The sequence below is a fragment of the Curtobacterium sp. RIT-PI-V genome (assembly GCF_025642935.1).
Lineage (GTDB): Bacteria > Actinomycetota > Actinomycetes > Actinomycetales > Microbacteriaceae > Curtobacterium.
The window spans coordinates 22293-35812 of sequence record NZ_JANZKM010000013.1 but is presented as its reverse complement, the minus strand read 5'-3'; the positions used below and the strand labels follow the sequence as shown (position 1 = coordinate 35812).

10 protein-coding genes are annotated in these 13520 nt (G+C 69.7%); 6 read left to right on the top strand and 4 right to left on the bottom strand.

The window, feature by feature from the left end; all coding sequences use genetic code 11:
- Nucleotides 1–43: 43 nt before the first annotated feature.
- Together OGL88_RS09705 and OGL88_RS09700 are read right to left on the bottom strand one after the other, a co-directional pair.
- Nucleotides 44–1768, bottom strand: coding sequence for a glycosyltransferase (locus tag OGL88_RS09705; RefSeq protein WP_205463874.1), 1725 nt, complete (start codon nt 1766–1768; stop codon nt 44–46).
- Complete coding sequence (locus OGL88_RS09700) at nt 1765–2934, bottom strand: hypothetical protein (protein WP_134195668.1); 1170 nt, start codon at nt 2932–2934, stop codon at nt 1765–1767. Before OGL88_RS09700 ends, OGL88_RS09705 begins: the two co-directional genes overlap by 4 nt.
- A 651-nt stretch (nt 2935–3585) precedes the next feature.
- Between OGL88_RS09700 and glgX the strand changes: the two genes are divergently transcribed.
- A complete protein-coding gene (glgX, locus tag OGL88_RS09695) occupies nt 3586–5604 on the top strand; it encodes a glycogen debranching protein GlgX (protein WP_263055147.1) in 2019 nt (672 codons plus the stop codon).
- A gap of 80 nt (nt 5605–5684) precedes the next feature.
- Complete coding sequence (locus OGL88_RS09690; RefSeq protein WP_263055146.1) at nt 5685–6128, top strand: hypothetical protein; 444 nt, start codon at nt 5685–5687, stop codon at nt 6126–6128.
- 5 nt (nt 6129–6133) lie between these two features.
- Here OGL88_RS09690 and OGL88_RS09685 read toward each other — a convergent pair whose 3' ends face one another.
- Nucleotides 6134–7432, bottom strand: coding sequence for a PP2C family protein-serine/threonine phosphatase (locus OGL88_RS09685; RefSeq protein WP_263091225.1), 1299 nt, complete (start codon nt 7430–7432; stop codon nt 6134–6136).
- 46 nt (nt 7433–7478) lie between these two features.
- Nucleotides 7479–8201: a CPBP family intramembrane glutamic endopeptidase gene (locus tag OGL88_RS09680; protein ID WP_263055144.1), complete on the bottom strand. Its 723-nt coding sequence runs from the start codon at nt 8199–8201 to the stop codon at nt 7479–7481.
- Nucleotides 8202–8360: 159 nt separating this feature from the next.
- On the opposite strand from OGL88_RS09680, the gene OGL88_RS09675 reads away from it, so the two are divergent.
- From OGL88_RS09675 to OGL88_RS09660, 4 genes are all read left to right on the top strand, one after another.
- The gene (locus OGL88_RS09675; protein ID WP_131921299.1) at nt 8361–9803 is read left to right on the top strand and encodes a polysaccharide biosynthesis tyrosine autokinase; all 1443 of its coding nucleotides are present in this window, start codon (nt 8361–8363) and stop codon (nt 9801–9803) included.
- Between the two features lie 78 nt (nt 9804–9881).
- Nucleotides 9882–10766, top strand: a complete 885-nt coding sequence (locus tag OGL88_RS09670) for a hypothetical protein (RefSeq protein ID WP_263091224.1) — start codon at nt 9882–9884, stop codon at nt 10764–10766.
- A 7-nt stretch (nt 10767–10773) separates the two neighbouring features.
- Complete coding sequence (locus tag OGL88_RS09665) at nt 10774–12240, top strand: sugar transferase (protein WP_263091223.1); 1467 nt, start codon at nt 10774–10776, stop codon at nt 12238–12240.
- A gap of 94 nt (nt 12241–12334) precedes the next feature.
- The gene (locus tag OGL88_RS09660; protein ID WP_263091222.1) at nt 12335–13519 is read left to right on the top strand and encodes a glycosyltransferase; all 1185 of its coding nucleotides are present in this window, start codon (nt 12335–12337) and stop codon (nt 13517–13519) included.
- Nucleotide 13520 lies beyond the last annotated feature (1 nt).

Sequence of the window (13520 nt, the reverse complement as noted above, 5' to 3'; positions counted from 1 at the left end):
GCGGCAACCCCCTGAACGGGAGACGCCGCGGCGACCGCAGTACTCACACGGATGACGTCTTGGTGAGACCGTGCTCCGTCTTCTCCCAGTAGTGGGGTCGGGTGATGAGCTGCCACAGGCCCTTGTAGGCGGCGACCGAGTGCAGCACCCAGTAGGCGGGGTTCAGCAACGCCCAGAGCATCAGGTCGAACCGAGCGCGTTTGTACGGCCCCATCATGGTCAGGTAGATCATCGTGGCGTTGCCGAGCAGGAAGTCGAGCACGCACAGCCAGAGCACCGGGGCGGGGAACACCGAGGCCGTCCACGCCGTGGGCAGCACGAGCGTGGCGATCGTCACCGCGATGCCGGGCAGCATGCCGAGGAACGTCAACGGTGTCCCGGCGATGAGCAGCGCGAACGCAGCAGCCCGGCGCAGCCCGATCTCCCGCACGAGCGCGCGGGGGCGCCGGGCGTGGACGAGGGCGGTCTGCATGTACCCCTTGATCCACCGCGACCGCTGCCGGACGAAGTTCGGGATCGAGGTGTTCGCCTCCTCCATCGTGGTCGAGTTGACGACGGAGACGCGGTACCCGACCGCGGACGCACGAATGCCCAGGTCGGCGTCTTCGGTGACGTTGTAGGGGTCCCAGCCACCGAGCTCACGCAGGAGCTCGGTGCGGAAGTGGTTCGAGGTCCCGCCCAGCGGGATCGGCAGGTTCCGGGCGTCGAGGCCGGCGAGCATGTAGTCGAACCAGTACGAGTACTCCAGCGTGAACATGCGCGTCAGGGCGTTCTCGTCGGCGTTGAAGTAGCTCAGAGCGGCCTGGACGCACACCGTGTCGGTGCCGGCCCGCTCGAACGTGGTGAACACCTTCTTGAGCTGGTCAGGGTCGGGGCGGTCCTCGGCGTCGTAGATGACCACGTACTCGCCGCGGGCGATCGCGAGGCCGACGTTGCAGGCGCGCGGCTTGGTCTGCGGCGCACCGGGAGGGACGATGACGATCCGCATCCAGGCCGGTGGATCAGCGTCGAGGACGGCCTGGCGTGTCTCGTGGTCCTCGGCCTCGACGAGGACCAGGACCTCGAGGCGGTCCTTTGGCCAGTCGAGGACCTCGAGGTTGCGGACGAGGTCGCCGACGATGTTCGCCTCGCGGAACACCGGGACCAGGACGGTGTACGTCGGCAGGGTGGTGTCGTCGAGCGCGGTGACGTCGGCCGCTGAGACCTGCTCGACGAGGTCGAAGCGGGCGCCGACCATGGAGACCCAGAACTTGAAGACGATGCCGGCCAGGAACCCGAGCGAGAGCACCGCGGTGACGATGGCGGCGGTCGTGCCCGGAGCGATCACCAGGCAGCCGGCGAACGCGAGCAGGGCGATGCCGCCGCCGACCTGTTGACCGCGGGACAGCACCGTGCGGGCGGACATGGCCGGGATCGTGCGGGCGAGGTCGTGTGCGGCGAGGTCGGCGACCTCGTCGTCCAGCTCCCACATGATGCGCTGGCGGACCTCGGCCTCATCGACCGCCCGGAGCACGACCGGCTCGCCGAACTCCTCGGTCAAGGCGGCCCGGAGCACATCCGGGTCCGACCGGCCGCTGGTCAGGACGAGGACACCCTCGCGGATCCGTGCGGAGGCGACCCAGCCCTCGTCGACGTGCCGGCGGACCGAGCACCGGTGCGGCGGGCGCCAGTCTGACTCGTCGCCGCGGTGCCGGGCGGTCGTCTCGTCGATCGACGGGGTGTCGGTCTCGCTGGTGACGGCGGACGCACCGGACACGACGGCGGTCATGCGCCCACCGCCGAGACCAGGGCGTGCATCCACTCGGCGACGACCTCGCGTTCGAACGCCGCGGTCCACGCGAGCGGGATCTGGAGGGCGGCGAGCACCATGACGAGAGCGCTCGTGACCCGGCTGCTGACACGCGGGAGGATCGCGATCGCGACGGCGAGCATCGTGACGAACGTGTTGCCGGCGGTGGCGACCGGGATGAGCCCGATCGCGTAGCCGGCGAGGATCCCGGCGAACAGCGCGACCACGATGACGATCGCACCGGGTCGGTGCACGAGCAGGGCCAGGAGGCACCCCGCGACGACCATCGCGAGGAGCAACAGCCCGTCGAACGAACCCACCAGGTGCTCGAGGCCGCTCAGCCGGGTGCTGTCGGTGTGCACGGTGTTCCGCAGTGCCGCGAACGGGTCGCGGAGGACGAGCAGGTCGAGCACGGACATCGAGCCGATGACGGCGATGCTCGGGAACACGAGGACGAGCGTGTTCGCTCGGCGGATGCCCGGCTGTCCGTGCCGGGCGAGCTCCAGCAGCGGGGCGGTCAGAGCTGCGATGACGACGTAGACGAGGCCCATGGGGTCGACGAGCGTCGACACCATCAACGACAGGCCGGCACGGAACCCCGCCTGGGTGTCGCCGTACGAGAAGAACCGCACCATGTCGGCGATCGCGAGCGCGAACAGTGCGATGCCGAGGAAGGCCTGCAGGTCGTTGAGGGCGACGAAGGCGTAGAGCGGGTTCGCGCCGAGCGCGATCGTGAAGACGACCACCTTCCGCATCCGGAGACCGCGCCGGAGCATGGCCTGCGCCAGGAGTTGCAGCAGTACGCCTGCTGCGAGGCCGCCGAGGACCGCTGCACCGTGCACGCCGAACGGCAGGAACCGGAGCAGGACGCCGGAGAGCAGCGGGTAGAGCTGACCGACGGCCTGCACGACGCCGCCGTCGAGTGCCGCCGTCGCCCGGTCGAGGGTCGCCTGGTTGCCGGTGAGCTCCAGGAGCGGTGTGGTCGGGATCTCGATCGAGAGCACGGCGACCACGACGTAGGGCACGGCGAACGCGAGCCGGAGGAGCCACCGCGTCCACGCGCGGGGGAGCGGCCGGAGCGCCGATCGGTGCGGCGGCTCGGCCGACGACAGGACGGCGCTCAGACGCGGGACGGTGACGGTCATGCGCGCTCCTTCGGGTGGATGCGGACAGTGGAGCCCAGGCACCCATCACAGTCGGAGGACAGACGAATCGGTACACCCAGAACGGGGTACAGGCGAGTCCCCTGAAGTGAGGACCTCTGCGCGTCTCGTGAATGGGGGTGCCGCCGCGTCGAACCCGAATCGACACGCCGGCACCCACCGTGACCGCCCCACCCGAGGGAGGTCACCTTCGCTTGGTGCCAAAGCTCCGCGCGGATCTCGTCCGCAACGGAGTTGCTGACTCGATGACCCAATCAGGCGACGCCCCTCGTTGGTATCCCCCAAACGGGGAACGCGCGTTCTCTGGATGGCAGCGGGGCCGCTTCCGTCGATTTCCGCGTACCTGTGCGCCCGGAGAGCGGCACGTCCGTACCGTCTCGTGAGCTACCCCGCGCCGCCCAGCTGCGGGGGCCCGATCCCTGTTCCGGGCTGGCATCGTCGCGGACCGCCGCGCCGAACCCGACGTCGTCGTAGCGCGAGGGCGCCTGCTCCTCGACCCGAACGAGGAGCAGACGCCCTCGGTCACCGTCCGGTGTCCGACGAGGCGGTCGCAGCTGTCCGGTCTGCGCATCCATGCCTGGCGGGGTACGTGCGCGAGCCGGGACCACAGCGGCCGCCCGGTACAACGACACGATGACCACTTCTGCCCGCACCCCGCTCGGCGTCACGCTCGTCGACGGCGGCGCCAACGTCGCACTCTTCTCCAGCACCGCGGAGCGCGTCGAGTTCTGCACGTTCGACGACGACGGGAACGAACACCGCACCGAGCTGCAGCACCGCACCGGCTACACCTTCCACGACATCGTCCCCGGCGTCGCCGTCGGCACCCGCTACGGCTTCCGAGTGCACGGCGCGTGGGACCCGGCCAAGGGCCTGCGCCACAACGGCGCCAAGCTCCTGCTCGACCCGTACGCCACGGCGGTCGACGGCTCGTACGAGTGGGGTCAGGCCCTGTTCGGCCACGACATGAACGACCCCGAGACCCGCGACGACACCGACTCCGCCGCCGCGATGCCGAAGTCGGTCGTCGCCGACCGCTCGTTCGACTGGGGCGACGACGTCCGTCCCTCGACCAGCCTGGCCGACACCGTCTTCTACGAGGTCCACGTCAAGGGCTTCACGAAGCAGCACCCGGACGTCCCCGAGGCGATCCGCGGCACCTACGCCGGCATGGCGCACCCGGCGGCGATCCAGCACCTGGTCGATCTCGGCGTCACGGCCGTCGAGCTGCTCCCCACGCACCAGTTCGTCCAGGACTCGACTCTTGCCGACAAGGGGCTCCGCAACTACTGGGGTTACAACTCCATCGGGTTCTTCGCACCGCACGACGAGTACTCGTCCAGCGGCACCGCCGGCGAGCAGGTCGCCGAGTTCAAGGAGATGGTCAAGGCCCTGCACGCCGCGGGGCTCGAGGTCATCATGGACGTCGTCTACAACCACACCGCCGAGGGCAACCACATGGGCCCGACGTTGTCGTTCAAGGGCATCGACAACGAGTCGTACTACCGCCTCGTCGAGGGTGACGAGGCCAACTACTTCGACACCACCGGCACCGGCAACTCGCTCAACGTCGGGCATCCGGCGGCGCTCGGGCTCATCATGGACTCGCTGCGCTACTGGGTCGAGGAGATGCACGTCGACGGCTTCCGCTTCGACCTGGCGACGACGCTGACGCGACAGGACGGCGAGGCCGAGAAGCACTCAGCGTTCCTCGACATCGTCCACCAGGACCCGGTGCTCCGTCGGGTCAAGATGATCGCCGAGCCGTGGGACACCGCGGGGTACCAGGTCGGCGGGTTCCCGGCCGACTGGTCCGAGTGGAACGGCAAGTACCGCGACGACCTCCGTGCCTTCTGGCGCGGCGACGAGGGGGCGCTCGGTGACGCCGTCCAGCGTGTCCTCGGCAGCCCGGACGTCTACGAGGGGTCACGGCGCTCGCCGCTGTGCTCGGTCGACTTCGTCACGGCACACGACGGCTTCACCCTGGCGGACCTGACCTCGTACGCCGAGAAGCACAACGAGGCGAACGGCGAGGACAACAACGACGGCGAGAGCGACAACGCCTCGTTCAACGGCGGCGTCGAGGGGCCCACGGACGACGCCGGCGTCAACGCGTACCGCGACCGGCAGCGCCGGAACTTCCTCGGCACCCTGCTGCTGTCGGCCGGTGTGCCGATGATCCTCGGCGGCGACGAGATCGCTCGGTCCCAGGGCGGCAACAACAACGCCTACTGCCAGGACGACGAGATCTCGTGGTTCGACTGGGAAGCGGCCGACCGGGACCTGCTCGCGTTCACGACCGCGGCCATCGCGTTCCGGGCGCAGCACCGTTCCCTGCGTCCGGAGTGGTACCGTACGGCACCCGGTGACTCCGAATCGACCGTCTCGGTGCTCCGCGCCGACAACGCCGGCTTCGAGGACGGGGACTGGGCCGACGGCGGCAACCGGGCGGTGATGCTCGTCCTCGAACAGGGCGACGACACCGTCGCGGTCCTGCTGAACGCCTCGGACACGACCGTCGAGTTCACGCTGCCCGCGAAGCCGGGTGGCGGCGACTGGCAGCTCGGGTTGTCCAGCGACCCGGAGCAGCAGGTCGCGGGTGACGCGGCGACTGTACTCGTGCGCGACGCGTCCTTCTCCGCGCTGTACTGACACGGTTCCGGTCGCCGGTCGCCGGACACCGACCCGGTGGGGTCGACGGTCGGCGACCGGAGCTGGTCTACGTTCGACCCATGGGGACTGATGACCTGGCCGGGCAGCAGCGGCGGGACCGGAACCGGTGGTGGCTCTGGTGCGCCGGCGGGTTCGTCCTGTCGCTCGGGCTGCTGCTCGTGCTGGGGCAGTGGTTCCCGGTGAGCGCTGGGGTCCCTGGGGTGTGGTTGGTGCTGGCGATCTCGACGTCTGCGCATCCGCAGGCCGCTCCACGCGCGGGGAACCGTCCCGCGACGATCGTCGCGTTCGTGCTGGTGGCGACAGGTCTGAGCCTGCTGATCGGTGCGCTCATCCCGAACCGCGACGACGGTGAACTCCGCGTCGAGGGGACCGTCCTCGGCGTCGCACTCACCGCGGTCGGCTCGACCTGGGCCGCGCTCGTGGCGAAGCGGTTCTCGCGGCGGCAGGTCGATGCCGAGGTCGAGCGGTTCCGGCGCGAGCAGGAGTCACCGACCGGCGACTGACCTCGTCACGCTCGATCCTGGCGCGCCGGTTGCGCGGGCAGCGCGGGGGCCACGGTCGCCACCGGTGCTCGTCGGATCGCGATCACCGTCACGTCGTCGTCGTGCGCGACCTCGTCCGCCCGCGCGGACAGTGCGGCCACCAGCGCCGTGGGTTCGGAGCCGCAGGCCCGTGCGAGATCGGCCACGGCGTCGACGGTGTCCTCACGCCCGCCGAACAGGTCGAGCACGCCGTCACTGAACGAGATGAGCAGGTCGCCGGTGTCGAGGAACCCCTCGGTCGTCGCCCACTCGTCGCGGAGCCCCATCCCGAGCGGGAGGTCGCTCGACCGGAGCCGGTCCACGGTGCCGTCCGACCGGAGCACCAGGCTCAATCCGTGGCCCGCGTCCGCCCACCGGAAGGTGCCGTCGGTCGAGATGCGCGCGTGGAACAGCGTGGTGAACGTCACGTCGGTCGCGCTGGCCTCGGCGGCCAGCCCGTCGGCTGCGCGGAGGAGGGCCTCGGACGGGTCGTCGACGGTGCGGGCACTGCGGACCGTGGCCCGCACGGCCGCTGCGATGAGCCCCGCCCCCACGCCCTTGCCCATCACGTCACCGAGGCTGACGGCGATCCCGGTGTTCGTCTCGTACCAGTCGAAGAAGTCACCACCGACCGACTTCGCCGGCAGGCAGGCGCCCGCCACCGCGACGTCGGTGCCCAGGTGGTCGGTCGGCGCGGGGAGCAGCGACCGCTGGACGGCGGCGGCGCGGTCGATCTCCGCGCGGACGCGTTCCTCGCCCAGCCGGGCAGCGCGCACGTTGCGCCGCGCTCGCCGTGAGAGTTCCTGCACGACCGCCGCGACCGTCCCGAACACGATCACGGTCACGCCGAGACGGACCAGCTCGCTCGCGCCGGGCACGTTCGTCGGCGTCAGGAAGTAGGGCGCCATGATCACGAGCGTCACGCCCAGCGCCGCGTACACCACGGTCAGGCGCCCACGGAGGGACCCGCACCAGACGACCGGCAGGACGGCGAGCGAGGTGAAGACGGAGGCGCCTGCGCCCGTGCTCGTCCGGAACAGCGCGATCGCCACGAAGTCGAGCACCAGCAACGCCGGCACGAGTCCGACGGAGTGCGGGAGCGCCAGTGCCACCGCAGCCACGACCGTCGCGACACCGGTGACCGCGAGGCTCGCGACGAACAGGCCGTCGTCCGTCACCTGGAGCGACGGCACCGTGATGCTCAGGACGGCGCCGAGCGCCAACAGCGCACTCAGGGGAGCCTGCCGGGCGAGGGGGCTCTCGAGGATGCTGGTTGGGCGAGACATTCGAGAAGGACGCTACCGGTCGGAGCGGCTCATCGTGCGGCCGATGTCAGCGCGGCCATGTGAGCACGACCGCCACCGTGTTGAACAGGACGTGCGCCACGATCGCCCCGCCGAGGCGTCCGGTCATGGCGACGAGCGTCCCCGTCAGCAGGCCGAGCACGAACGTCGTCACGAAGACCTCGAAGCCCGCGACCGACGACGTGGTCGTGCTGATCGCCAGGTGCATCAACGCGAACGCGAACGCGGTCACCAGCACCGCGAGGAACCGCGTGCGTGGCGTCAGCTCGGCCGACAGGCGACGCTGCATGACACCCCGGAACACGACCTCCTCGAGCACCGGGCTGACCAGGCACACCCCGATCGCCGAGACCACGAGCAGCAGCACGTCTGGCGTGCCGAGGGTCGGCTGCGGCGTCAGCCCGGTCACACCGAAGAACGCGACGGACAGCACGGCATCGAGCCCGCGGCACACGGTGACGATGCCGATGGCCGCGACGGCATCGGCCCACCCGAGCCCGAGCCGGCGCACGAGGGCAGCCGGAGCGGACTTCCGGAGCACCCACCCGACACCGAGCACGAGCGGCACCCACACGGCCAGGTCGGCGACCAGCACCTGCGCGACCGGGGAGGGCAGACCCCCAGTCCGGGCGACGCCCCCGACGATCCGGGACAGCAGCACGGCTACCAGGAGCGCGATCACGATGACCTGCAGGTCCCGCACCGCCGAGGAAGGGCGGGCGGCGGTCGGCGCGTCCGGTTCGGGCTGCATGTCGCCACCGTACGGGACGCAGAACGAGACTCGACGTCGCCAGACCCCGAGCGCGTCTCATCGGTGTGGCAGTATTTCCCTGCCGAACGCTGGGACGATCCCGGTCGACCTGCGACAGGGACTCTGCAGGGCGCGGCGACTTCCGGGGAAGGGTGCCGCGTGGAGCTACGCGACTACATAGCGGTCTTGCGCAAGGGATGGGTCTTCATCCTGGTGCTGGCACTGGTCGGGGTCGCGGCCGCGGCCGGCTTCTCCCTGGTGAAGAAGCCGGTCTACGCAGCATCCGCGCAGGTCTTCGTCTCCACGGAGACGTCCGGCAGCGCGAGCGACCTTGCGCAGGGCAACACGTTCACTCAGCAGCGCGTGCTGACGTACTCGAACCTGGTGTCGACGCCCATCGTCCTGTTGCCGGTCATCTCGTCGCTCAAGCTCGACATGAATGCGGACCAGCTCGCGACGATGGTGTCGGCGACGGCACCGACCAGCACCACCCTCATCTCCATCTCGGTGGAGGGCACCGACCCGGTGCAGGCCGCGAACATCGCGAACGCGACCTCGCAGAGCCTGACCAACGTCGTGCAGGACATCGAGGCCACCGACGCGAGCGGCAAGAGCACGGTCAAGCTCACCCGCGTCAAGCAGGCGGACGTCCCGAGCACCCCGGTCAGTCCGAACGTGCCCGTCAACGTCGCACTCGGCCTGCTCGTCGGGCTCGCACTCGGCATCGGGATCGCCGTGCTGCGCGAGACCCTGGACAACCGTGTCCGGACCGAGCTCGACGTCGAGAAGATCAGCGACAAGCCGGTCATCGGCGGGATCGCCTACGACGCCAAGGCCGCCGAGCGTCCGCTCATCGTGCAGGTCGACCCCCGCAGCCCCCGCGCCGAGTCCTTCCGGACGCTCCGCACGAACCTCCAGTTCCTCGACATCGGCACGGGCGCTCGGACCTTCGTCATGACCTCGTCGATGCAGTCCGAAGGCAAGAGCACGACCGTGGCGAACCTCGCGATCGCCCTGGACAGCGCCGGCTTCCGGGTCATCCTGATCGACGCCGATCTGCGCCGCCCCCGCGTCGCCGAGTACATGGACGTCGAGGGCAACGCCGGCCTCACCGACGTGCTCATCGGTCGTGCCGACCTCGAGGACGTCGCACACCCGTGGGGGCGCGGCAAGCTCGTCGTCCTGCCCGCCGGACCGATCCCGCCGAACCCGTCGGAACTCCTCGGCTCGCGCGCGATGCAGGACCTGATCGAGCGCCTCGAGCAGCAGTTCGACTACGTGCTGTTCGACGCGCCGCCGCTGCTCCCGGTGACCGACGCGGCGATCCTGGCGAAGAAGGCATCGGGCGCGATCATCGCGGTCGCCTCGGGCCACACCCACAAGGGGCAACTGGCGGCAGCCATCGCATCGCTCGAGAACGTCGGCGCCCCCATCTCCGGCTTCGTCATCACCAAGATGCCCGTCAAGGGTCCCGGTGCGTACGGGTACGGCCGGTACGGGTACGGGTACGGCTACGGCCAGGACGACGGCGCCTCTGCACCGGTGACCCCGCCGAAGCAACCCGGCAAGAAGCTCGGCGTGCTCCGGCGCGCCGGACGCTGAACGGAGCCGCCGACCATGAAGACCCGCCGGGGGACCCGAAGCCTCGGCCGCGCACTGCCCCGAACCACACTCATCGTGGTGGCGGCAGTCGTGGTGGTGCTGGTCGCGATCGACGTCGTGCTCGTCTCCCTCGCCCTGGGGCGCACCGCGCCGGAGCAGAACGGGCCAGCGGGCCCGATCCCCACGTTCACGAGCACACCCGACACGACCGAGACGCCGCGCGCGAGCACGTCGGCTGACGCAGACCCCGCATCCACTGCTCAGCAGGGGCGGCGCCTGTTGGCAGCCGTGGACGACCGGGAGGCATGGCGTGCGTCCGGCGGGTCGTGCGGCGGCCCCCGGCCGGTGCTGGAACACACCGTGGACGGCGGGTCGACGTGGGTCCCGGTGGGACTCGGGACGGATGTCGGATCGCTCATGGCGATCCGGGCCTCCAATGCGGAGCTCTCGATCCTGGCGGGCGTCGGTGACGACTGCACCACGACGGCGCGGACCAGCACCGACGCGGGCGTGACGTGGAACGCGGGGACGCCCGGCGCCGCCGGCGCCGGGATCAGCACCGACGGTGTGGTGCTCGCGAGCGGGACGATCCAGGCCCCGTGCGCGGACCCGATCGAGGCGTTCCAGGGGGAGCGGACCTCGGTCGTGATCTGCGACGGACAGCTCGAGTGGCGGGCCGGCACGGACGCCTGGGTGGACGTACCGATGGGCGGCGTGCGCTCGATCGCGGTCGACGGCGGCGAGTACACCCTGGCCCGCGTGGACGTGGCGTCCTGCTCCGGCGTGCAACTCGTGACCATGCCCGCGGCGGACGTGACCCCCAGCACCGCGGTCTCGCCGGTGGGCTGCGCCGACGGTGCGGACTCCGACGGCACCGTCACGATCGACCGTGCCGGACAGGACGTCTGGCTGTGGGACGGCGAGACGGTCAGGGTCTCGAGTGACGGCGGTGCGTCGTGGTGATGCGATCATGACGGCGGACGCGCTCCGCGCACCGAGCGTGGTCGGGGCCCGCGACGAGTGGAGCCGCTCGTACTCGCGCCGGGTGCTCATCACGGATCTGCTGGCGCTGATCTGGGTGGTCTTCGGCGTGCAGATCGCCTGGCTGGGGATCGAGTCGAACCTCGCCACCAACACCGCGGACCTCCGGCTCAGCTACTCGGCCATCTCGATCGTCGTGATCGTGATGTGGATGAGCGCGCTCGCTCTGTACGACACCCGCGGGGCGCGAGTCATCGGTGTCGGGAGCACGGAGTACCGCCTGGTCGCAGACTCCAGCGTCCGGGTGTTCGGGCTGCTGGCGATCGCGGCGTTCCTGCTGCACGTCGATCTCGCGCGCGGGTACGTGCTCATCGCCTTCCCGATCGGGATCCTCGTGTTGCTGCTGTCGCGGTGGATGTGGCGGCAGTGGTTGGTCGCCCAGCGTCAGCAGGGTGCGTACTCGGCGACGGTGCTGCTGGTCGGTTCGCCGGCCAGCGTGCTGCACATCGGCCGCGAACTGGCTCGTTCACCCGAAGCCGGGTACCGCGTGGTGGGTGCCGTCGTGTCCTCCAACCACCGCGGGATGCTGGCGGGCTCGACGATCCGGAGCCACGGCGGATTCGACGACGTCGGCTCGGCCTTGCGCGAGACCGGTGCCGACACCGTCGTGATCACGAGTTCCGACGACCTGCCGCCGGAGCGGGTCCGCGAACTCAGCTGGTCGCTCGAGCCCGGTCGGCAGCACCTGGTCGTCGCACCGAGCCTGACCGACATCGGAGGTCCGCGCATCCACACGCGGCCCGTGCAGGGGCTCCCGCTCATCCACGTCGAGACGCCGACGTACTCTGGGCGCAAGCTCTACACGAAGCGTGCCTTCGACCTGGTCGGTGCAGCGCTGCTCGTCATCGTCCTGTCGCCGCTGCTGCTCGTGCTGACGGTGCTGGTGAAGACCACCACACCGGGTCCGGTCTTCTTCCGCCAGGAGCGAGTCGGCCTGAACGGCGGTACCTTCCGGATGATCAAGTTCCGATCGATGGTCGTCGATGCCGAAGATCGCTTGCAGGAGCTCAGCGTTCTGGACCGCGCCGAGGGGAACGACGTCCTGTTCAAGATGCGGAACGACCCACGCGTCACCCGGGTCGGTGGGTTCATGCGGCGCTACAGCCTCGATGAGGTGCCGCAGCTGTTCAACGTTCTCGCCGGCAGCATGTCGCTCGTCGGTCCACGTCCTCCGCTCGCTCGCGAGGTCGTGCGCTACGACACGCACGTCCACCGTCGGTTCCTGGTGAAGCCGGGCATGACCGGTCTGTGGCAGGTCAGCGGTCGGTCCGACCTGTCGTGGGAGGATTCGGTGCGGTTGGACCTGTACTACGTGGAGAACTGGTCCATCACGGGTGATCTCGTGGTGCTCTGGCGGACTGCCAAGGCCGTCTGGCGATCGCAAGGAGCATATTGATGGCCGCGCTCGAGGCTCCCCCCTTCCAGAACGCGTCCGTCAGCGAACGGCGTGAAGTGAACGGGGTCACTTCGGCCGAGGAGGGGCCGCTGAGATGACCGAGGTGCTCCAAATCAACGTTCGCCTCAGTGAGGGCGGCGCGGCCGGGGTCGCGCGCACCCTGCACGACGGCCTGCCGTCGCGTGGGATCGGCGCGAAGATCGCGTACGGCTATGCGAAGGGCGGAAGCCCGTCCCCGCTGGAAGCGGAGTACGGCGCTCTCCGACTCACATCGGCTCCGCGAGCCGCGCTCAATCTCGCTGCGCACCAGATCGTCGGGACCGAGGTGGTCCGCCCATCACGGTCGAGGAGAGCGTCCCTGCGACGGGCGGTGCGACAGAGCGACGTCGTCCACCTCCATGCCATCCACAGCTACATGATGCCGCCGACCGACCTTCTCTCGATGATCGCTGAGGAAGGGAAGCCCATCGTGTGGACCATGCACGACCAGTGGGCGATGACTGGGCGGTGCGCACAGCCCGGGACGTGCACCGGGTGGGAGGGCGGGTGTGACCCTTGTCCCTTCTTGACCGCATACCCGCCCGCGAAGATCGATCGAGCGGCACCCACGTTCGTTGCACGTCGCCGGGCGATCGACGACGTTCGATCGAGCGTGCCCTTGCAGATGGTCGCCTGCGCCTCATGGCTGGCTGAGGAGATGGAAGCGGGCGGTCTCTCAGATGTGACCACCGTCACGAATTCGGTTGATCCGCGGTTCTGGAACATGGCCTGGGCGCAGCGTCCGGTCGATCACCGCTCCACTCCGGCACGGTTCCTCTTCATATGCCGAGACCTTCGTGACGCAGCGAAGGTCGACTGGAGCCTGTTGGAGGAGATCGCGCGGATAGCCCCCGGAAAGCTGACGATAGTCGGCGACAACGCGCCGTCCCCCATCCCGAACGCCACCATGGTCGGAGCGATCACCGATCGCAGTGAGATGTACCGCCTCATGCGTGACCACTCTCACCTCGTGTTCTCGTCGACCGTCGACTACTACCCGTTGACCATCGTCGAAGCGCTCACGGCTGGCATGTCGGTTATCGCGGCGGAGTCCAGAGCCGCTCGCGAGTTCGGGTGGTCGTCGAACGTGACGGTTGTGGACGAACGTCGTCGATGGGCAGACGCCATCGCGTCGGCCGTCCCCAGCAACCCGGTGTCGTCGACCGAGCTCGCTGGCTTCTCTCCCGACAGGATGATCGACGAGTACGTCGACGTCTACCGGAGAGTGCTCGCCGCATGAG

What these genes read in the sequence shown, in the direction of transcription:
- OGL88_RS09705 (WP_205463874.1), bottom strand. Translation starts at nt 1,768, where the DNA reads ATGACCGCCGTCGTGTCCGGTGCGTCCGCCGTCACCAGCGAGACCGAC.
- OGL88_RS09700 (WP_134195668.1), bottom strand. Translation starts at nt 2,934, where the DNA reads ATGACCGTCACCGTCCCGCGTCTGAGCGCCGTCCTGTCGTCGGCCGAG.
- glgX (WP_263055147.1), top strand. Translation starts at nt 3,586, where the DNA reads ATGACCACTTCTGCCCGCACCCCGCTCGGCGTCACGCTCGTCGACGGC.
- OGL88_RS09690 (WP_263055146.1), top strand. Translation starts at nt 5,685, where the DNA reads ATGGGGACTGATGACCTGGCCGGGCAGCAGCGGCGGGACCGGAACCGG.
- OGL88_RS09685 (WP_263091225.1), bottom strand. Translation starts at nt 7,432, where the DNA reads ATGTCTCGCCCAACCAGCATCCTCGAGAGCCCCCTCGCCCGGCAGGCT.
- OGL88_RS09680 (WP_263055144.1), bottom strand. Translation starts at nt 8,201, where the DNA reads ATGCAGCCCGAACCGGACGCGCCGACCGCCGCCCGCCCTTCCTCGGCG.
- OGL88_RS09665 (WP_263091223.1), top strand. Translation starts at nt 10,774, where the DNA reads ATGACGGCGGACGCGCTCCGCGCACCGAGCGTGGTCGGGGCCCGCGAC.
- OGL88_RS09660 (WP_263091222.1), top strand. Translation starts at nt 12,335, where the DNA reads ATGACCGAGGTGCTCCAAATCAACGTTCGCCTCAGTGAGGGCGGCGCG.